This window comes from Actinomadura logoneensis (assembly GCF_003428695.1).
In the GTDB taxonomy this organism is placed as follows: Bacteria; Actinomycetota; Actinomycetes; order Streptosporangiales; family Streptosporangiaceae; genus Spirillospora; species Spirillospora logoneensis.
The window spans coordinates 1-19,245 of record NZ_QURH01000315.1; the positions used below are offsets into that span (position 1 = coordinate 1).

Consider the following 19,245-nt stretch of genomic DNA (forward strand, 5'->3'; position numbering starts at 1 on the left):
CCCGGCGCACCGGCCCACCGCCCCGGCGCATCGATCCACTGGCCCCGGCCCAGCGGCGCACCAGTCCACAGGCCCTGGCGCACCGGCCCGGCGCACCGGCCAACCGGGCCCAGCTGCCAGCCCCGGCGCACCGGCCCCGGCGCACCGGCCCCGGCGCACCGGTCCTGGCGCATCGGTCCCGTTGCTCCGGCTTCACGGGGCGGAGGTCGCGTCCCTACGGCTAGGAGTGGTCAGGGGGCTTGTCGCGCGCTGTAATTCGACGTCGCGGACATCGACGGACGCCGTGTGGACGAGCCGCGGGTGGCGGGCTGGCAATGGCCGGACGTAGGCGTAAGGAATCCAGCCCCGGCCGCTACGCCACTGCCCCGGCCGCTACGCCACTGCCCCAGGCGGACGCGCCGCCCGTCCTCGCCTTCAGGGGACGGCACGAGGTGAACCTCACGCGAAACCCGTCATCCCAGCCCACTGTTGCCCAACTCACAGCAGGCTCAAGGAGCGCCGGACGACCGCGCGAAGGGGAACTCGCGGTCGATGCACTGCCGCCGGGTGGAGACGTCCGGGTAGCGGTGCCTGTCGGCGCACTCGGCGGCCTTGCTCAGCAGCCAGATGATCGACACCGCTCCGATCACGAGTGTCACCGCCGAGCACACGATCCCCGCGATCGCCAGGCCCCGGGACGTCCCGCGCGCCGCCGCCGCGATGCCGAGGACGAGGCCGACCAGCGCGGCGGGCAGGCCGAGTCCGCACAGCAGCAGGCCCGGCAGCCCGGCCAGCCCGAGCACGAGGGACGCCGTGGCCAGGCCGTGCCGTCCGGGCGCCGAGGCCGTCGGCGGCGGAGTCGGCGTCTGGTATCCCGGCATGGTCATCCGCACGGCCCTCCCCAGCAGCCCCGACGTCGTTCCCCTGCAGCCCAGACGTTGTTTCCCCACACTCGCGCGCCGCCTCGTCCGGGCGCGGCCAGGACGGGTAAAAGTCAATTAAGGACTCCACCGATCGGAGCAGAACGGACGGGCCTTTAGACTGGCCGGCGTGCCTCTCGGTGATGGACGACTGAGCCATGACATCGACCCCTCCGACCGCGCACCGCAGGACGCCTGCGGTGTGTTCGGCGTCTGGGTCCCACAGGACCAGGCGGCCAGGGCGGAGGTCAGCAAACTCACCTACTACGGCCTGTACGCGCTCCAGCACCGCGGACAGGAGTCAGCGGGCATCGCGGTCAGCGACGGCTCGCGGATCGTGGTGTTCAAGGACATGGGCCTGGTCGCCCAGGTCTTCGACGAGTCGGTCCTGAACACGCTGCGCGGCCACATCGCGGTCGGGCACTGCCGGTACTCCACCACCGGCTCGCCGACCTGGGAGAACGCCCAGCCCACCTTCCGCTCCACCGAGCACGGCGGGCTGGCCCTCACGCACAACGGCAACCTGATCAACACCCCCGAGCTGGCCGCCCGGCTGGACGGCGGTGTGCTCACCGCGACCTCCGACACCGAGGTCCTCACCGCGCTGCTGGCGACCCGCGAGGGCGGCCCGCTGGCCGCCGCGCGCGAGATCCTGCCGGTCACCCGGGGCGCGTTCTCGCTGGTCTTCATGGACGAGAACACCCTGTACGCCGCGCGCGACCCGGAGGGTATCCGCCCGCTGGTGCTGGGCTCCCTGGAGGAGAACGGCGGCTGGGTCGTGGCGTCCGAGACCGCCGCGCTCGACATCGTGGGCGCCCGGTTCGTCCGGGAGCTGGAGCCGGGCGAGATGGTCGCGATCGACGCGGACGGCGTCCGGTCCGAGCGGTTCGCCGAGGCCAACCCCAAGGGCTGCCTGTTCGAGTACGTCTACCTGGCCCGTCCCGACACCACGATCGCCGGACGGTCCGTCCAGGCGACGCGGGTCGAGGTCGGCCGCCGGCTCGCCGCCGAGCACCCGGTCGAGGCCGACATGGTCATCCCGACGCCGGAGTCCGGCACCCCCGCCGCGATCGGCTACGCGGAGGCGTCCGGCATCCCCTACGGGCAGGGCCTGGTCAAGAACTCCTACGTCGGGCGGACGTTCATCCAGCCGTCCCAGACGATCCGCCAGCTCGGCATCCGGCTGAAGCTGAACCCGCTGCGCGAGGCGATCGAGGGCAAGCGGCTGGTCGTCGTGGACGACTCGATCGTGCGCGGCAACACCCAGCGGCAGGTCGTGGCGCTGCTGCGCGACGCGGGCGCCGCCGAGGTCCACGTCCGGATCTCCAGCCCGCCGGTCGCCTGGCCGTGCTTCTACGGCATCGACTTCGCCACCCGCGCCGAGCTGATCGCCGGGAACCTCGACGTCGAGGGCATCCGCGACTCGATCGGCGCGGACTCGCTCGGCTTCATCTCGCTGGACGAGCTGATCGCCGCCTCCCGGATCGACCGCGACCGGCTCTGCCGCGCCTGCTTCGACGGCGTCTACCCGATCCCGGTCGAGGAGGCCGCGCGCGGCAAGCACCTGCTGGAGACCATCCGCACCTGACGCGGCCCGCTCCACGGAGCGGACGAGACGACCCGCGGCACGCGCGCGGGGCAGGCAGCCCGCAGATCCTTGCGGGTGAAGCAGGAGGCTCGCGACAGGGCGGGCCGACGAGACGACCCGCCGCGCGGCGGGCCGGGGGGATCATGAGCACCTCGTACGAGGCGGCCGGAGTCGACATCGCGGCGGGCGAGCGCGCCGTGGAGCTGATGAAGGCGCGGGTGGCGCGGTCGCGCCGTCCGGAGGTCGTGGACGACGCGAGCGGCTTCGCGGGCCTGTTCGACGCCTCGGCGTTCCTGCGGTACCGGCGCCCGCTGCTGGCGACCTCGACCGACGGCGTCGGCACCAAGGTCGACCTCGCCCGCCGGTTGGGGATCTACGACACCATCGGCCACGACCTGGTCGGCATGGTCCTGGACGACCTGGCGGTCTGCGGCGCCGAACCGCTGTTCATGACCGACTACATCGCGTGCGGCAAGGTCGTCCCGGAGCGGATCGCCGACATCGTCGGCGGCATCGCCGAGGGCTGCGCGCTGGCGGGGGCGGCGCTGGTCGGCGGCGAGACCGCCGAGCACCCGGGCCTGCTGGGCGAGGACGAGTTCGACGTCGCGGGCGCCGGGACCGGTGTCGTCGAGGCGGACGCGCTGCTCGGCCCGGACCGGGTCCGGACCGGTGACGTGGTGGTCGCGATGGCCTCGTCCGGCATCCACTCCAACGGATACTCGCTGGTCAGGCACATCCTCGCGCACAGCGACCTCACCCTGGACGCCCGTCCGGACGAGCTCGACCGCACCCTCGGCGAGGAACTGCTGACCCCTACCCGCATCTACGCCAGGGACATGCTCGCCCTGGTCGCCGAGACGGGCGGCGTCCGCGCCTTCTCGCACATCACCGGCGGCGGCCTGGCGAACAACCTGGCCCGCTCGCTCCCGGGCACCGTGGACGCCGTGCTGCGCCGCGACTCCTGGACGGTTCCGCCGCTCTTCGAGATCCTCCGGGCCCACGGGGACGTCCCGCAGGCCGAGATGGACAAGACCTTCAACCTCGGCGTCGGCATGGTCGCGATCGTCGCCCCCGACACCGCCGACGCCGCCCTGCGCCTCCTCGCCGACCGCGGCGTCCCGTCCTGGATTCTCGGCGAGACCACCGCCGGCACCGGCACCTGCGCCTACGCCTGATCAGGCCCGCCTCGGGTACCCGCGCCCGCGTGCCCGAGGCCGGTTCGGTGACCTGCGCCCGCGTGCCCGAGGCCGGTTCGGTGACCTGCGCCTACGCCTGATCAGGGCCCTCCACCGCGCCGGACGGGCGCCCGCCCGGGGGCAGCCAGACCCACCCCCGGGCCGTGGTCTCCTTGCAGCTGACCTCGACCCGCCGGTAGCGCTCCGGGAACAGGACGCCGCGCTCGGCCAGCACCTCCTCGTACAGCCGGTCGGAAACGATCATGTTGAGCTCCGTCCCGGACCCGGCGGCGGCCTCGCGGAACAGAGGCGCGTCGAGCAGGCGGAACATGTGGTCCACGGCGCTGCCCACCACGCCGTGGGCGTCCCGCGCCACGTGCCCCGAGTGCGCCGCCGCCCGCAGCCTCATGCGCGCGGGCTCGCCGGCCAGCCGGTTGCCGCGCCGGAGCAGCGCGAGCAGGTGGTGGGCGAGCGGGTCCATCAGGAGGTGCGGCGGGACGTCCGGGGGCGCGATGACGAGGACCCCGTCGCCGCGGTCCTCGCGGTAGCAGCCGTCCCACGGCAGCATCGTCATGGTGAACGCGTCCCGGAGCTCGTCGTACAGGCGGCTGCGGAGGAGCAGGCGGACCTCCTCGTCCCGCCGGGAGTCGGTGAACGAGACGATGTCGAACGCGAGCATCGCCGTGTAGACCCGGGCCACGGCCGCGGGGTACGCGAAGCCGACCGCCCCGCTCGGCAGGGGAGCCGGCGTAGCGGAAGCGAAGGCAGGAGCGGGAGCGGGAGGCGGAAACAGGGCGGCCCCCTGGGCGGAGCCGGGGACGGTCGCCGGAGCCCACCCCGAGGCCGCCGTCGGCCCGAAGACCTGCGGCGGACCGGGCTGCCGGTCGAAGGGCTGAATGCTCATGTTCGTCGCGGCCCTTTCTTGTTCCGGGATCAGGATCTCCCCCCGAGAACAATGGTGCACGACCTTTCAAGGGCCATTTGTTTTCGGCTGTTTGCCAAGCGTGAATCTGCTTTCCGGAGAACGGCAAGGTCGCCGAACGGCGGATGGCAGCCGAGGTCATGGCACTCGGGTCTCGCACGTCCTGCCTGATGGCCGCCGGACACCTGGCAAACTGGCGCACGACCGTCCCGGTGAACCCACGACGCCGTGACGCGAGCGCCGACAGGGGTTCAGGAGACCCCAGAGGCGCCGATCAGCCGCGACGAAGCCGCATGCCATGCGGCATTTCCCGTCCACCCCTTTCGCAAGGTTCCGCAATGCGGCGCGCGGATTGACGGTTGGCAGACGGCCAGGTCGCTGTTTAACTCGAAGCAGGAGAGGCCGGGCGCCGAGGCCGCGCTCCGAGAGGGACGCGACCGCCGGCCGCGTGACGAGGGGGCGGGAATGCCGGATGCCTCAGCACCCGGGCCGATGGTCCAGCGCGCCATCCTGGTCGGCGAACTGCAGCGGCTCCGCGCGGCGACCGGGGAGCCTCCCGACCGGGTCGCGGCGGCGCTGGACTGGTCGACGACCAAGCTCGTCCGCATCGAGACCGGAGCGGTCGGGGTGTCCACGACCGATCTGCGGGCCCTGCTGAGGCACTACGGCCTCACGGACGGCGACGAGCGGGTCGCCGCCCTGACCGCGATGGCCCGCGACGCCCGCGAGCGCGGCTGGTGGTCCCTCTACCAGCGGGACCTGGCGCCGGGATACCTGCGCTACATCGGCTACGAGTCGGGGGCATCGGTCGTCAGCGGCTTCCAGATGACGACGGTTCCGTGCCTGCTCCAGACGGAGGAGTACGCGGACGCCGTCACCCGCGAACACGTCGAGTCCTCCACGGACCGGGAAGTGCTGGTCGAGGTGCGGATGCGTCGCCAGGCGGAGCTGTTCGCCCGGGAGAACCCGCCGCGGCTCGACATGATCGTGGACGAGGCGGCGCTGCGTCGCCACGTCGGCGGCCCGTCCGACCCCGGCGTCATGCCCCGGCAACTGCGCCACCTCCTGGACATGCTGGACCGGCCATGGCTGACGCTGCGCGTCATCCCGTTCGCCGCGGGAGCGCACTGCGGGATGATGGGCGGCTTCCTGCTGCTGCGGTTCGGTGATCCCCGGATCAACGGCGTGCTGTTCGAGGAGAACTCCGGCGGCCCCGTCCTCACGGTGGGGGACCGCGACTCCCGCGTGGCCGCGCACCGCTCCGCGTTCGAGAAGCTCGGCCGGCTCGCCCTGCCGCCCGGGCGGACGTCCGCCTACATCGCCAAGATCACCGCGTCCATGGAAGCGAACGTCCGGAAGGCGGCCGCGACGACCGGGACCCCGCCTCGCACGCGAACGCCCACCCGCTGACGCGGCGGCCGGCGACCCGCCGGAACCGAGGCCGGAACCGAGGCCGGAACCAGGAAGGCGAACCTCGGTCACCCCGGGAACGTCACACATGGTGTGATCGGCAGCGAAAAGATGGCATGGACGGCGCGGACGAGCCGACGGATCCTGGCGGAGACGAAGGCCAGGCTGCGGCACCGGGGCGGCCCGCTTCTGGTGCTCGGCGGACTGGGACTGTTCGCGGTGCTGCTGCCCACGGGCTGGGCCTACGCGGAAACCGCCCGGTACCGGCACACGCCCGACAGCGTCCCCGAGACGCCCGTGGCGCTGGTGCTCGGGGCCGGGATCGCGAACGGCCGGCCCTCACCGCTGCTGGCGCGGCGGCTCGACCTGGCGGCCGAACTGTATCGGCGGGGCAAGGTGAAGGTGCTGCTGGTCTCCGGTGACAACCGGTTCAAGAACTATGACGAGCCGACCACCATGCGCGACTACCTGATGCGCGCCGGTATCCCCGAGGGGCGGATCGTCCGGGACTTCGCCGGGCTGGACACCTGGGACTCGTGCGTCCGGGCCCGTCAGATCTTCGGCGTCCACCGGGCGACCGTGGTCACGCAGCTCTTCCACCTGCCGCGGGCGGTGGCGCTGTGCCGGGCGGCCGGGATCGAGGCGTACGGCGTCGGCGACCAGAGCATGGGCGGCGGACGCACCGACGCGACGATCAACGGGTACCTGCGGGAGCCGCTCGCCACGCTCAAGGCCGTCGGCAGCATGACGCTGAAGCCGGGACCCAAGATCGGCGGACGGCCCGAGCCCGGCGTGCACGCGGCGCTGGCGTCGGAGCCAGGACACTAGGAATGTGACGCACGTCGCCCTGACCGGCGCGGTTCACAGGGGAGATCGAGCCTCCCGGGCCGAGGTCCACCCGGAAAAACGCGAACGCCACCGCGCGGGACCGGAGTCCCTGCGGTGGCGTTCCGCGGTCTGTCAGTGACCCGAGGTGCCGTTCCTGCGCTGGTCCTCGTAATCGTCGGCGTAGTCCGCGTACTTCTCCGCGAGCTCGTCGTAGGCGTCGTCGGCCGGAGAGTGGTCCGGAACACCCAGCTCTTTCTGCAGGCGGTCGAGGTCTGTGTTGCCGCTGCTGTACTTGAGCTGCCTGGCAACCTTTACCTGCTTGGCCTTGGCTCGGCCGCGACCCATTGGCTCGACCCCCTCGATGGTCAGGGCTTTCGTGGGCCCATCAACGCGCGCGTGTACCACACGAACCGATGCCTGATGAGCCATGCGTCAGTCACGGGTACAACCGTACCCGTTTTGCGCCCGGCTCGGTACATCGTCAATCCGTGGCGGAGAACGCTCGTTGCGGAGGACACCAGTGTATCCGGTGGTCGAGAGGGGCGTTCCGGGTCCTCCGGGTCCGCCGGGCTCCGACGCGCCCGCCCCCGCCAACGGCCGCGGAAGGCCGGAAAAGCCCCGCCCGGACCGCCGGGAGGACGCCGCGCGGAGCGGCGCGGTCCTCCCGGCGGACGGACGCCAGTGCAGGAATCAGAGCAGGATGCCGCGAAGGCGGCCGATCTCGGACATCCTGCGCTCGGCGAGCCGGTCGGCGGCGACCGCGGGGGGCACGCCCTCCTCGGCCGCCAGCGCGAAGATCTTCCCGGTGGTGTCGAAGATCTTCGTGGCCCGGGTCTTGGCGCGGTCGAAGTCGAAGCCGTCGATCTCGTCCGCGACCTGGATCACACCGCCGGAGTTGACCACGTAGTCGGGGGCGTAGAGGACGCCGCGGTCGGCGAGCTGCTTCTCGATGCCGGCGTGCGCGAGCTGGTTGTTGGCCGCGCCGCAGACGATCTTCGCGCCGAGCACGCCGACGGTCTCGTCCGACAGCGAGCCGCCGAGGGCGCAGGGGGCGTAGACGTCGAGCGGCTCGCGGACGAGCGCGTCGTTGTCGGCGGCCACGGCGACGTGCGGGTGCCGCGCCCGCACGCGCTCGACGGCCTCCTCGCTGACGTCGCAGACCACGACCTCCGCGCCGTCCTCCAGCAGGTGCTCGACCAGCCGGTGGCCGACCTTGCCGACGCCCTCGACGCCGACCCGCCTCCCGCGCAGCGTCGGGCTGCCCCAGACGTGCTCGGCCGCGGCCCGCATGCCCTGGAACACGCCGAACGCGGTCAGGATGGAGGAGTCGCCCGCGCCGCCGTGCTCGACGGTCCGTCCGGTCACGTACTGGGACTCGCGGGCGATGATGTCCATGTCGGGGCTGTAGGTGCCCACGTCGCAGGCGGTGATGTAGCGCCCGTGCAGGGATTGCACGAAGCGCCCGTAGGCACGCAGCATCGCCTCGTTCTTGTCGGTGTCGGGGTCACCGATGATCACGGCCTTGCCGCCGCCCAGGTCAAGCCCCGCCAGCGCGTTCTTGTACGACATGCCGCGGGAGAGATTGAGCACGTCGGCGAGGGCCTCCTCCTCCGACGCGTAGGGGTAGAAGCGCGTCCCGCCGAGGGACGGCCCGAGGGCGGTGGAGTGGATCGCGATGATCGCGCGCAGGCCGCTGGCCTCGTCCTGGCAGAAGACGACCTGCTCGTGTCGGGGTTCGGTGCCCTTGTGAGGCGACCCGAAGACATTAGGCACGGTAGTGCCCTCCTCTCTGTCTTGAGATCAGCCTAAAGGTGGTGGATGTCACCCCGTCGGCAGAACCCGCAGTATGTGCGCCCAGCGTCCCCGGACGATGGCGCGCCCGCCACCGAACCGATCCCCCGGACGGACGGCCCGGAGTCGCCAACCGGGGCTTGATCAGCGACTCAGAGGTAACACGCGCATCTCGCGACGTCCAAGGCGGCCGCATTTCGGCCGGACTCATGTAACGATGCGGTGGTGTTTCCGTACGCCGCGTACCTACGGGTATATGAGCCGGTAACCGCATTCCCGGAACCGGCCCGGACCCTGTGGACGGCCTATGCCGACTCGCGGCGGCGGCCCCGCCGGATCGACGCCCTGGAGGTCGAGCACCGCCGCGCCGCGCGCCGCCTGGTCGGCTACCCGCCCGAGGTCGCGCCGCGGCTGGAGTGCCAGGACGCGTACGTCCGCCGGGCCGGTGACACGATCTATGTGTGCCCGTGGCAGACCCGGCTGCGGTCCTGGCTGGCCTTCGAGGCGTTCCGCGCGGAGACCCCGGCCGCCGCGGCGGCGGCGTTCGTCCCCCCGGAGGAGGCGGACCGGGCCGAACGCGCCTTCGCGCACTGGCGGGAGGGCGGCCGGTCGCTGCGCACTCATATCCAGACGGCCACCTGGCACGTTCCGATCACCTGGTTCGTGCCGTTCGAGCGCGCCGAGCGCTGCCTGCTGCTCGGCCGGCCGGTCGGACGCGGCCATCTGGAGGAGCCGGGGCTCGCGTCGCGCGGGGCCGCGGCGGGCGCGGGACCGTCCGGCGGAGGGGATTCACCGGGCGAACGGGGTGAACACGCCCGTCGCGGGCCGACGACCGCGTCCGCCGCGCGTACTCTGATCTACGTCACGCCGATGGCGGAGGCGCGCCGCCGGGTCGCCACCGCCCTCCCCGTCCTCCGGGACGGCCCCGCGGCGGAGACGAGCGAGCCGGTCGTGCTCGCGGCCGGACGGCTCGCGGCACTGGGCTCCTGGCTGGACGGTTTCCATCCGCGCTCGCTGGTGGAACTCGACTACGGCGGGCTCGTCCACCTGCTGGACGACGCCGCGCTCCGCGCCGACGACTCGGTCGGCGAGACCGGGGTCGCGCTCGCCGCACTGGCCCGCGGCGAGGTCGAGCTGACGGTCGCGATGTACCGGCGCCTCCTCGCCCGCTGGCGGCCCGTCCGGGCCCGCCGCACGGCGAACTGAACAAATTTCCTGAATCCCTGCGCGATACGACTATACGTGTCGCTAGAATCACTGAGCGTGACCCAGTGACCACGCTGATGCGACATGAATCCCTACGAGGGGTGGCAAAGGTACTTGCTTGTTGCGATGAGTGGTGGCAAGGTTACACGTTGTGATGTCATAGTGGCTCTTTCGGGCCATAGGGGACATCAGTGACCGCGCGAGATCAAACCGCAGGATCGCTGTCATTCGGTCCACGGAGGAGAGGCCGCACACATGTCAGCACGTACACCCGAGGCCGAGCCGCTGCTCACGCCGGCGGAGGTGGCGACGATGTTCCGTGTCGACCCCAAGACGGTGACGCGGTGGGCGAAGGCCGGCAAGCTGACGTCCATCCGCACCCTGGGGGGACACCGCCGCTACCGCGAGGCGGAGGTGCGGGCACTGCTCGCGGGAATCCCGCAGCAGCGCTCGGAGTGAGGCGCGCCGTCCCGCCGAACCCTCGGCGCGGACGGTCGTGTACAGCCGAACAAGGGGGGCGGCCAGGAGGCCGCTGAACGAACCGCCCGCAGCGGTGGGGGAGTTCAGCCGCTTCCTGGTCGACGGTCCGGCACCACGGTCATCCGAGAACCGCGGTCTCGGGCCACCACCGGATTCATCGGATGTCCCGTTCGCCAGGCGACCGGGACATCCGCCATGCCCGGGGTCCGACTCCCCAGCGTCACCAGCCGCTCACGCACCACCCGATTTCGCTTCCCGGCCCTCGCGCCTCACGCACTTCTCGGCGGCGCGCACCTTCCCGAGCCGCCCTCCGGGCATCGCGGCCCGTCCGCCCCCGCACTCTCGTTCGCACCCGGAACCCGCGTCCGCCTCCTGTGGATCGCGTCGCGACCGCACGTCGGAGCTGGCCCTCTATCCCGAAGCCGTGCGCCCGGACGCTACGGATCGCTTCCCCGGCGGTGCGAATCAGATGGCCAGGAGGGCGGGCTTTCTCCCGGATGCTCTGCGAGCGCGGTTCCCGCCGGTCGGCCGCGTCAACCGGGTCCACCCGTTTGGCCGGGTCGGCTGGGCCGCCGCGTCCGACACTCGGCCGCGCCTGCTGATCGACCAGCTCAGATGGTCGGCCGCGCCTGCTGGCCAGCCGCGTCAGATCGTCGGCCGCGTCGGGCGGGGGCCGGTCAGGTGGTGGGGCCGAGTTCGGCTTCGGCGAGGCGCTCGAAGAGGTCGGCGATGTCGGGGGTGTGCTGGCCCGCGACGTGCAGCAGGACGATGAGCTGGTCGACCAGCAGGCGTTCGAGCTCCGGACGGGTGACGTCGCGGTTCTCCAGCCAGTCCAGGCCGGCGGTCTCGACCGAGGCCATCCAGGAGCGCAGCGTGATGCGCAGGACGGGCGTGGCCGTCTCGACCTCCATCGCGGACAGGATGCGGCCGAGCAGCAGCTGCCGGATGCCGTCCACGATCTCGCCGACCTCGCCGGACCGGTCGGCGGGGCCGCCGCGCAACAGGGCGGTGAAGCCCGCGGCGTGGCTCTCCACGAAGTCGAAGTAGCGCTCCAGCGAGATCCGGAGCTTGTCGATCGGGGAGCCCTCGGTGGGCGGGTCGAGCAGCACCGACAGTTTCTGCGCGGCGTTGCCGAGCGCCGCGAGGTACAGCTCGTACTTGCCGCCGAAGTAGTGGTAGACGAGCGCCCGGGAGGCGCCGGCCGCCGCCGCGACGTCGTCGATCGAGACGTCCTCGGGCGGGCGGGTGCTGAACAGCTGGAGCGCGGCCTCGATCAGCTCGTCGCGGCGCTCGTCCACGCTGAGCCGGCGCCGGCCCTGGCGTGCCCCGCCGGGCCGCCGGTCGCGGGTGTTCGCTCGCCGACCGCCGCCGGTCACTGCACGATCTGCCACTCGGGAAGGGTATCCGAGGGCGGCTCCGGCCACGGCCCCGCCACCGCGCGGACCTGTCCTTTTCTCCGGCCGTGCCCCGGTGGCGACCCGGCGGTGACGGGCGGAAACGGACGGACCGCACCGGGTCAGCGTGCCCTGAACTCCGATTGGAGGCCGCCCGTTACTCACTGTTGCGCCGATTTCGGGCGAAGGCGAGGCATCATGGCATCTCCTCCCGAGCGAGGACGGAGTTCCGGTCGGCCCGAGCGCCCGGAAAACCGCGTGTGGCATCACCCGCAAGTCCCCCCGGACGGAGTGCCATGTCTGACGGAGAAACGACCCCGCCGCACGGCAGGGAGCTGCGCAGGGAGGTCCCGCGCCCGCGCGTGGGGTCGGTGCCCCTGCGCGCGCCCAAACCGACGATCCGGAACGTGGCCGAGCGCGCCGGGGTGTCCAAGTCGCTGGTGTCGCTGGTGATGCGCGGCTCCCCGCACGTCAGCGAGCGCCGCCGGGCGGCCGTGCTGCAGGCGGCGCGCGAGCTCGGCTACCGGCCGAACGCGGTCGCGCGGAGCCTCGTCGAGGGCCGCACCCGGCTGATCGGCGCGATCGTCGCCGACCTGCACAACCCCTTCTTCGCCGAGTTCCTGGACGGCCTGCAGGAGTCGCTGCACGGCGCGGGCCTGCGGATGCTGGTCGGCTCGGGCCGCTGGGACCCGCTGTTCGAGGCCGAGGCGATCGAGGCGTTCCTGGAGATGCGGGTGGACGGCCTGGTGCTGCTCAGCGTCGTCCCGGAGTCGCTGAAGGAGGCGGCGTCGTCGGTCCCGGTCGTGGTGGTCGGGGAGCGCGACGTCAAGGGCGTGGACATCGTCGTGGACGACGACGAACTCGGCGCGTCCCTCGCCGTGGACCACCTGGTCGACCTCGGGCACCGGCGCATCGCGCACATCGAGGGGGCGCGCTCCACGACGGCCCGGTACCGGCGGGCGGGCTACGAGAGGGCGATGCGGCGGCACGGCCTGGCGGACGAGATCGTCGTCGAGCCGGGCGACTTCACCGAGGAGGGCGGCTACCGGGCGGCGCGCACGCTGCTGTCCCGGCCGGACCGGCCCACCGCGATCTTCGCGCCGAACGACCTGGTCGCGACGGGCGCGCTGTCGGCGGCGGACGAGCTGGACCTGCCCGTGCCGGAGAAGGTGTCGATCGTCGGGTACGACAACACCCATCTCGCGGCGATCCGGCACATCTCGCTGACCAGTGTGAACCAGCCGCGCCGCGACATGGGGAGGGTGGCGGCCGAGCTGCTCACCGCCCGGATCGGGGATCCGGCGCGGCCGGCCCGGCAGAACCTCGTCGTCCCGCACCTGGTCGTGCGGTCGTCTACGGGGCCCGTCCCGGCGGTGTGAGCACGGGCGGTCGGGGGCCGCGAGCGTGCTCCGGCGGTGTGACACGCCCGCGCCGAAGCCGTCCGCGCCGTCCGGAGGGGGAGTCATAGGGGTTCGCGCCGGTTCGTGACCGGTCGCGGAGCGCGCTTCGTTCAGCGGGCGGTAGCGGACGGGGCGGTCACCCTCCCGAAGTGGTGGCTCCCGGGTAACGGGCTCACCAAGCCTGCCGGAATCGGCCGACCGCGCCGAGCCGTCCGGTGGTTAATGGTTCCACCGTTTCGGCGCATTCGTGGTCGCCCGCCGAACCGGGCGGTCCCGGGCGGAGACCGGCCGGGCCGGGGACCGCGCCGGACGGACACGGGGAAGGTCGGTTCACCCAGGGGGGTCGAGTTCCGTGCGGGATCCGGAAATGGTGTCGTGCGCGCAGCGAGCCGCGAACGAGTTGGAGCGCGCCTGGGCGGAGTGGCGCACCGAGCGGGGGCTCACCGAGCACGTCTCGGAGTCGGTCGCCAGCTACGTGGCCCATTCGATCGACCATCCGTGGGGGCGTCCGCGCGTGGTGCTCGGCCTCGACGCCGAGGAGGCCAGGGCGCTCGCCGCCCTCCTCAGCACTCCCCGCGGCTTCTGAACCACCGTCCGGCGGAGCGTGGGCCGGCGCCCGCGGAGCGGGGCTCACCGCCCGCGGACGCAAGTCGTGTGTGGCGGGATGTGTGGGTCGTTCCCTGCTGTGTGGTGCGGGTGGCGGCGGGGTATCGATGGTGTGTCCACAGGGACGAAAGCGCCTTCCGGGGCCGGTGGGGAGACATCCGCCGAGGCACCGTTTTTCGCCGAGTTCGTTTGACGAACGCTTCGCGGTGTGCAGACTGGCAGGTGCGTTTGTCACGGAAGCATCACGAGAGGACGACTCGGTGCGCATTCAATCGGCGCGCGGTCCGGCGGCGGCGGGGCTGGCCCTGTGCCTCGGGGCGCTGGCCGCCTGCGGGGGCGGGTCGTCAGGCGGCGGGAAGGCGGGCTCCGAGTCCGCGACGCCGCCCGCGGTCTCCGGCGAACCCGCTCCCCAGGAGACGGGCCAGCCGCCGTCCGCGCTCGCCGGGTCGCTCCGCGGCAAGACCGTCGCGATCGATCCGGGGCACAACGGCGGGAACGACAACGCGCCGTCCGCGATCAACAAGCAGGTGAACGTCGGCAACGGGCACAAGGAGTGCGACACCACCGGCACGCAGACGGCCTCCGGGTACACCGAGCACGCCTTCACCTGGGACGTGTCGCGGCGGCTGCGCAAGCTGCTGCAGGCGCAGGGCGCGAAGGTCGTGATGACCCGCAGGACCGACACCGGCGTGGGGCCGTGCGTGACCGAGCGCGCGGCGATCGGCAACCGGGCGCACGCGGACGCGGCGATCTCCATCCACGGGGACGGCGCGGCCAAATCCGGACACGGCTTCCACATCATCGAGCCGCTGCCGGTCCCGGGCGGCGGCAACACCAAGATCGTCGAGCCGTCCGCGCGGCTGGGCGAGGCGGTCCGCGACGCCTACCACTCCGGCACGGGCGTCCCGTACTCCACCTACATCGGCAAGAAGGCGCTCGACCGGCGGGACGACCTGGGCGGCCTCAACCTGTCCACGGTCCCGAAGATCTTCATCGAGTGCGGCAACATGCAGAATCCGGGCGACGCGGCCAAGATGACCGACCCGGCCTTCCGGCAGCGCGCCGCCGTGGCGCTCGACCAGGGGATCAGCGCCTTCCTGAGCGGTCGCTGACCTTGGTCGCGCCTTCCCGGCCGGCGGCTTCCGGTGTGCGCACTTCGCCTTGATGAGTACGGAGGCGGCTTTCCGGTCGGCCCCTGAACCGATGTGGGCGTTCGGTCGGACGGGGTGATCGGCGGGGCGGTCCCGCGCGTGGTGTCCACGAGCGGGAGGATGGTCCGGTGGGTGAACTGCTCGGGCGTCTCGGAGCCCGTTTCGAAGAGGCCGGATACACCGTCGAGGGCGTCCGGGGGATGCTGGGCCCGGTCGCGGGCGGCGCGCTGGCGCGGGACGAGATCGTCCCGGCCCTGCGGGCGACCACCGACGGGTCGGCGCTCGCCGAACTGATCCGGCTGTTCTGGCTGCAGGCGCCGGTCGCCGCGTCCCGGCTGCCCGGGTTCGCCGCCGACCTGGTGGAGGCGGAGCTCGCGACGCTCGACGGGGACGAACTGCACCCGGCGTTCCATGTGGAGCCGGTCGAGTCGGTCCTCGGTTCGGGTCATCTCGGGTACGTCGTCTCGGATCTCAAGGTGCGTCCGGGTGAGGGGCGGCTCCCGCGGCCGGACCACGTGGTGGGGACGGGCGGCGCGGCGACAAGCCTGGCGCGCCTCGTCGTCCACAGGCCTGTGGACGACGTCCTCGACCTCGGGACCGGATGCGGCGTGCAGGTCCTCCACCTGGCGGACCCGGCGATCCGACCGAAACCGGCGCGTATCACGGCGACCGACATCAATCCGCGGGCGTTGAGGCTGGCGGCCAAGAGCTTCGCGCTGTCCCGGCTGGACGGCGTCGAACTGCTGGAGGGGTCGCTGCTGGACCCCGTCCGCGACCGCCGGTTCGACCTGATCGTGTCCAACCCGCCGTTCGTCGTCGGGCCGCCGGAGAGCGGCTTCACCTACCGAGAGTCGGGCATGCACGGCGACGAGTTCTGCCGCCGCCTGGTCGCCGAGGCGCCGGCGCTGCTGACCGAGGGCGGGACGGTCCAACTGCTCGCGAACTGGCTGCATGTCCAGGGCGAACCCTGGCAGGAGCGGGTCGGGGCGTGGGTCGACGCGTCCGGCTGCGACGCGTGGGTCGTGCAGCGGGACGTCCAGGACCCGGCGGAGTACGCCGAGTTGTGGCTGCGCGACTCGGCGGAGGCGGGGACGCCCGAGCACGGCCGCCGCTACAAGGAGTGGCTGGACTACTTCGACGCCCGGGAGGTGGACGCGGTCGGCTTCGGCTGGATCACACTGCGGGCGGGCGCGCACACCGGCGGGGGCGGGCGTCCGGCCGTCCGGATCGAGGAGCTGCGGCACACCGTCGACCAGCCCGTCGGCGCGTACGCGGACGCCGTCCTCGACGGCCTCGTCTCCGCCCGGGAGTTTTCCACAGCCTGTGGACGAGTGTACGGACTGGAGCAGATCCGGCTGCGGTCCGCGCCCGGACTCGTCCAGGAGCAGATCGGCCCGCCCGGCGACGAGCACCCGGAGCGGATCCTGCTCCGGCAGACCGACCGGCTGCGCCGCGCGGTGGGCGTCGGGACGGCGGCGGCCGGCCTCGCCGGAGTCTGCGACGGCTCCCTGCCGCTCGCCCCGCTGCTCGACGCGATCGCGCAGCTCATGGACATGGACGGCGACCAGGTCCGGGCCCACGCCGCGGCCGTCCTGCCCGAACTGATCGCGGACGGCTTCTTCGAGGTCGCCTCCCTCGGCTGACCCGCGTCCGGCCGCCGCCCGCGAACGGCGCTCCAAGCCTGCCCACGTCCGGGCGTGGATGAAGCGGTTTCGGCGTGAGTGATCGGGCCGCGGGCCGTTGGGGCTGGGCGGCGGGTCAGGCGGCCTTGCGGGTGGCGGGGGCCGCGGCTCGGGCCTCGGACAAAGTGCGGAAGGCGCTGCCGCGCAGCCGGCGGGACAGGTCGCGGTGGACGCGCCAGGCCCAGAAGGGGCCGCCGTAGATCATGCCGGTGTAGCCCTGGACGAGCGTCGCCCCGGCGCGGACGCGCTCCCAGACGTCGTCGGCGGACTCGATGCCGCCCACGGAGATCAGGACGAGCCGGTCGCCGGTGCGGGCGCGCAGCCGCCGCAGCACCTCCACCGACCGGGCCTTCAGCGGCGCGCCGGACAGGCCGCCGGTCTCCTCGGTGAGCGCGGCCGGGCTGGTGAGGCCGTCCCGGGAGATCGTGGTGTTGGTGGCGATGACGCCGTCCAGGCCCAGGTCGAGCGCGAGGTCCGCGACGGCGTCCACGTCGTCGTCCGCGAGGTCGGGCGCGATCTTCACCAGCAGCGGGACGTGGCGGTCCGGGGCGGCGCGGTCGGCGGCCTCGCGGACGGCGGTCAGCAGCGGGCGCAGCACCTCGACCGCCTGGAGGTTCCGCAGGCCCGGGGTGTTGGGCGAGCTGACGTTCACCACGAGGTAGTCGGCGAACGGGGCGAGCCGTTCGGCGCTCGCGACGTAGTCGGCGGCGGCCTCGGACTCCGGGACGGCCTTGGTCTTGCCGATGTTGACCCCGACGATCGTGCCGCCGGCCGTCCGGCGGCGGGCCCGCAGGCGCTCGGCGGCGTCCGACGAGCCGCGGTTGTTGAAGCCCATCCGGTTCACGACCGCCCGGTCCGGGAGCAGCCGGAACAGGCGCGGGCGCGGGTTGCCCGGCTGCGGCCGCCCGGTCAGCGTGCCGATCTCCACGTGCCCGAAACCGAACGCGCCGAGCGCCTCGTAGGCGACCGCGTCCTTGTCGAAGCCCGCCGCGAGGCCGAGCGGGCCGGGGAACTCCAGGCCGAGCGCCGCGACCCGCAGGGCCGGGTCGCGCGGCGCGAACACGCGGCGCAGCAGCGGGGCCGCGCCGGGCGTCGCCTGGATGCCGCGGAGCGCCCGCATCGTCAGGTGGTGGATGTCCTCGGCGTCCATGAACCGGGCGATGACGTGGCGGAACAGCAGTGAGTACAGCATCACCACGAGTATCCCAGGCGGCCGGACCGAAAACCGATTGAGGCCGTCCGGAGAGGCCCCTAGGCTGGCCGTCATGATCGAGAACCTGCTGGCCACCGCCTGTGTGGCCCTCCCGCGGCGCATCGTCCGCCACCGCGCCGCCGTCTGACGGACGGCCCCCAGCGGAACTCCCGCCCGGGCCGGACGACGACCACGACAGTCATCGCCTGCCATCACGGGAGCGGCTCACCATGGCCAAGAACAGGAACAACATGCTGGGCGTCGGCGGACAGCGGCGCAAGGTCTCACGCGCCGACCTGCGCGGCGCCCCGGTCGGCGGACGCGGCGCGGGCCGGACGCCGGCGGACGCCAAGCGCACGCTCGCCGAGTCGATGCGCGAACGCCTCGCCGCCCAGCAGAACTCCGCCCAGACCGAGAACCCCGCTCTCACCGAGGCCGACAGGCCCACCGAGAACGGCGTGCCGGTCGAGAACGGCGTGCAGGTCGAGAACGGCAACCCCGCCGAGGGAGACGGCTCCGCCGAGCGGTAGCCACCCGACGGCGCTGACGCCGCCGAACGCGGGCCCCCGGTGACTGGCCGGGGGCCCGCCGCATTTCGGTGACGCGGCCCGCGCCCCGTGGAAGCGAGCGCCTTCGGATGAGGCTTCGGTGGTGCCGGATCCGTTCGGGGCGGGGGCGCGCTGGTGCGTGAACGGCGCGAGGAGCGGCGTTCGGGCGCTGTGGGTCGCGGTTCAGGCGCTGTGCGGCGCGGTCGCCGGTTTCGTTATGTAGTCGCATCGATACGTGCGGTCAGAATTCGGGTTTTTCACCACCTGTTGCAAGAAAACCAACACGATCAGTAAGGGTGATGCGTCACGGTGGAGGCGTTGGTAGCTGAACCCTGGGGGCGTTGTGAAGCTCACCTTCTCCATCGGCGCCGGAACCGACGACACCACCGGCCGCCATGCGATCGTCCGGCGGCGCGTCCGCCCGGAGCCCTGGCCCGCCGAGCCGCTGTGGCCCGCGCCCGATCCGGTCCGCGACCGGGAGCTCGTGCTCGGACTGGCGTCGCGCGAGGCGGGGGCGGCGGCCAGGCTCTATGACGCGTACGCCGCCCGCCTGCACGACTACGCGGCCTCCGTGCTGCGGGACGGTCCGGCCGCCGATGTCGTGCACGACGTCCTGGTGGACGCGGCGCGACGGGCCGCGCGCGTCCGCGACAGGGAGAGGCTCGGCGCGTGGCTCTACGGGGCCACGCGGGCGCGGATCCGCCGCCGGACCTTCCCGCGTCCGCACTGGGACTGGACGACCGGCCCCGGCGACCCGCCCCCGGACGTGCCGCTGCCGGTCCGCGACGCCCTCGAGCACCTGATGGCGGTCACCGGCCCGACCGAGCGGGAACTCCTCCTGCTCACCGGACGGCACGGACTCACGACCGAAGACCTGGAGGGCGTGCTCGGGCGTCCGGCGCGTGGGCTGCGCCGCCGGTGCGCGCTGGCCTGGCGGCGCGCGGCCGAGGTCGTCGCCGCGCACGCCGCCGTC

General features: G+C 72.8%; 18 protein-coding genes. 12 read left to right on the forward strand and 6 right to left on the reverse strand.

Annotation, left to right across the window (positions count from 1 at the left end; genetic code table 11):
• Positions 1-488 precede the first annotated feature (488 nt).
• Positions 489-866, reverse strand: a complete 378-nt coding sequence (locus tag DZF91_RS19520; protein ID WP_117358895.1) for a hypothetical protein — start codon at positions 864-866, stop codon at positions 489-491.
• Positions 867-1,029: 163 nt separating this feature from the next.
• Here DZF91_RS19520 and purF point away from each other — a divergent pair, with 163 nt between their 5' ends.
• Both purF and purM read left to right on the forward strand, forming a co-directional pair.
• The gene (gene purF, locus DZF91_RS19525; RefSeq protein WP_117358896.1) at positions 1,030-2,487 is read left to right on the forward strand and encodes an amidophosphoribosyltransferase; all 1,458 of its coding nucleotides are present in this window, start codon (positions 1,030-1,032) and stop codon (positions 2,485-2,487) included.
• Between the two features lie 143 nt (positions 2,488-2,630).
• Complete coding sequence (gene purM, locus DZF91_RS19530; protein WP_117358897.1) at positions 2,631-3,662, forward strand: phosphoribosylformylglycinamidine cyclo-ligase; 1,032 nt, start codon at positions 2,631-2,633, stop codon at positions 3,660-3,662.
• 91 nt (positions 3,663-3,753) lie between these two features.
• Here the strand turns inward: purM and DZF91_RS19535 are convergent, their stop codons facing one another.
• Positions 3,754-4,362 carry a hypothetical protein gene (locus tag DZF91_RS19535; RefSeq protein ID WP_117358898.1) on the reverse strand — a complete coding sequence of 203 codons (609 nt, stop codon included), beginning with the start codon at positions 4,360-4,362 and terminating at the stop codon, positions 3,754-3,756.
• A 714-nt stretch (positions 4,363-5,076) separates the two neighbouring features.
• Here DZF91_RS19535 and DZF91_RS19540 point away from each other — a divergent pair.
• A complete protein-coding gene (locus DZF91_RS19540) occupies positions 5,077-5,994 on the forward strand; it encodes a helix-turn-helix domain-containing protein (RefSeq protein ID WP_158587984.1) in 918 nt (305 codons plus the stop codon).
• A gap of 93 nt (positions 5,995-6,087) precedes the next feature.
• Positions 6,088-6,822: a SanA/YdcF family protein gene (locus tag DZF91_RS19545; RefSeq protein ID WP_235834421.1), complete on the forward strand. Its 735-nt coding sequence runs from the start codon at positions 6,088-6,090 to the stop codon at positions 6,820-6,822.
• A gap of 132 nt (positions 6,823-6,954) precedes the next feature.
• Here DZF91_RS19545 and DZF91_RS19550 read toward each other — a convergent pair whose 3' ends face one another.
• Both DZF91_RS19550 and DZF91_RS19555 read right to left on the reverse strand, forming a co-directional pair.
• Complete coding sequence (locus DZF91_RS19550) at positions 6,955-7,167, reverse strand: DUF3073 domain-containing protein (protein WP_117358906.1); 213 nt, start codon at positions 7,165-7,167, stop codon at positions 6,955-6,957.
• 345 nt (positions 7,168-7,512) lie between these two features.
• Complete coding sequence (locus DZF91_RS19555; RefSeq protein WP_117358900.1) at positions 7,513-8,595, reverse strand: Glu/Leu/Phe/Val family dehydrogenase; 1,083 nt, start codon at positions 8,593-8,595, stop codon at positions 7,513-7,515.
• Positions 8,596-8,835: 240 nt separating this feature from the next.
• Here DZF91_RS19555 and DZF91_RS19560 point away from each other — a divergent pair, with 240 nt between their 5' ends.
• Both DZF91_RS19560 and bldC read left to right on the forward strand, forming a co-directional pair.
• Positions 8,836-9,819, forward strand: a complete 984-nt coding sequence (locus tag DZF91_RS19560) for a hypothetical protein (RefSeq protein ID WP_235834422.1) — start codon at positions 8,836-8,838, stop codon at positions 9,817-9,819.
• Between the two features lie 255 nt (positions 9,820-10,074).
• Complete coding sequence (bldC, locus tag DZF91_RS19565; RefSeq protein ID WP_012850682.1) at positions 10,075-10,278, forward strand: developmental transcriptional regulator BldC; 204 nt, start codon at positions 10,075-10,077, stop codon at positions 10,276-10,278.
• 698 nt (positions 10,279-10,976) lie between these two features.
• Here the strand turns inward: bldC and DZF91_RS19570 are convergent.
• Positions 10,977-11,690 carry a TetR family transcriptional regulator gene (locus DZF91_RS19570; RefSeq protein ID WP_117358901.1) on the reverse strand — a complete coding sequence of 238 codons (714 nt, stop codon included), beginning with the start codon at positions 11,688-11,690 and terminating at the stop codon, positions 10,977-10,979.
• 299 nt (positions 11,691-11,989) lie between these two features.
• On the opposite strand from DZF91_RS19570, the gene DZF91_RS19575 reads away from it, so the two are divergent.
• The 4 genes from DZF91_RS19575 (at position 11,990) to DZF91_RS19590 (ending at position 16,493) form a co-directional block, all read left to right on the forward strand.
• A complete protein-coding gene (locus DZF91_RS19575) occupies positions 11,990-13,072 on the forward strand; it encodes a LacI family DNA-binding transcriptional regulator (protein WP_235834423.1) in 1,083 nt (360 codons plus the stop codon).
• Positions 13,073-13,445: 373 nt separating this feature from the next.
• A complete protein-coding gene (locus DZF91_RS19580) occupies positions 13,446-13,679 on the forward strand; it encodes a hypothetical protein (protein WP_117358902.1) in 234 nt (77 codons plus the stop codon).
• 280 nt (positions 13,680-13,959) lie between these two features.
• Positions 13,960-14,811, forward strand: a complete 852-nt coding sequence (locus DZF91_RS19585; protein ID WP_235834424.1) for an N-acetylmuramoyl-L-alanine amidase — start codon at positions 13,960-13,962, stop codon at positions 14,809-14,811.
• Between the two features lie 167 nt (positions 14,812-14,978).
• Complete coding sequence (locus DZF91_RS19590; protein WP_407920920.1) at positions 14,979-16,493, forward strand: DUF7059 domain-containing protein; 1,515 nt, start codon at positions 14,979-14,981, stop codon at positions 16,491-16,493.
• 115 nt (positions 16,494-16,608) lie between these two features.
• On the opposite strand, the gene DZF91_RS19595 is transcribed toward DZF91_RS19590, so the two are convergent.
• Positions 16,609-17,724 (reverse strand): quinone-dependent dihydroorotate dehydrogenase, encoded by a 1,116-nt coding sequence (locus DZF91_RS19595; RefSeq protein WP_117358910.1) that lies wholly within the window; start codon positions 17,722-17,724, stop codon positions 16,609-16,611.
• A gap of 230 nt (positions 17,725-17,954) precedes the next feature.
• Between DZF91_RS19595 and DZF91_RS19600 the strand changes: the two genes are divergently transcribed.
• Positions 17,955-18,254: a DUF6243 family protein gene (locus DZF91_RS19600; protein WP_117358904.1), complete on the forward strand. Its 300-nt coding sequence runs from the start codon at positions 17,955-17,957 to the stop codon at positions 18,252-18,254.
• Positions 18,255-18,615: 361 nt separating this feature from the next.
• A partial coding sequence (locus tag DZF91_RS19605) for an RNA polymerase sigma factor (protein WP_268915958.1) occupies positions 18,616-19,245 on the forward strand: 630 nt, incomplete at its 3' end.

What these genes read in the sequence shown, in the direction of transcription:
- DZF91_RS19540 (WP_158587984.1), top strand. Translation starts at nt 5,077, where the DNA reads ATGGTCCAGCGCGCCATCCTGGTCGGCGAACTGCAGCGGCTCCGCGCG.
- DZF91_RS19575 (WP_235834423.1), top strand. Translation starts at nt 11,990, where the DNA reads ATGTCTGACGGAGAAACGACCCCGCCGCACGGCAGGGAGCTGCGCAGG.
- DZF91_RS19600 (WP_117358904.1), top strand. Translation starts at nt 17,955, where the DNA reads ATGGCCAAGAACAGGAACAACATGCTGGGCGTCGGCGGACAGCGGCGC.
- DZF91_RS19595 (WP_117358910.1), bottom strand. Translation starts at nt 17,724, where the DNA reads ATGCTGTACTCACTGCTGTTCCGCCACGTCATCGCCCGGTTCATGGAC.
- purM (WP_117358897.1), top strand. Translation starts at nt 2,631, where the DNA reads ATGAGCACCTCGTACGAGGCGGCCGGAGTCGACATCGCGGCGGGCGAG.
- DZF91_RS19550 (WP_117358906.1), bottom strand. Translation starts at nt 7,167, where the DNA reads ATGGGTCGCGGCCGAGCCAAGGCCAAGCAGGTAAAGGTTGCCAGGCAG.
- DZF91_RS19520 (WP_117358895.1), bottom strand. Translation starts at nt 866, where the DNA reads ATGACCATGCCGGGATACCAGACGCCGACTCCGCCGCCGACGGCCTCG.
- bldC (WP_012850682.1), top strand. Translation starts at nt 10,075, where the DNA reads ATGTCAGCACGTACACCCGAGGCCGAGCCGCTGCTCACGCCGGCGGAG.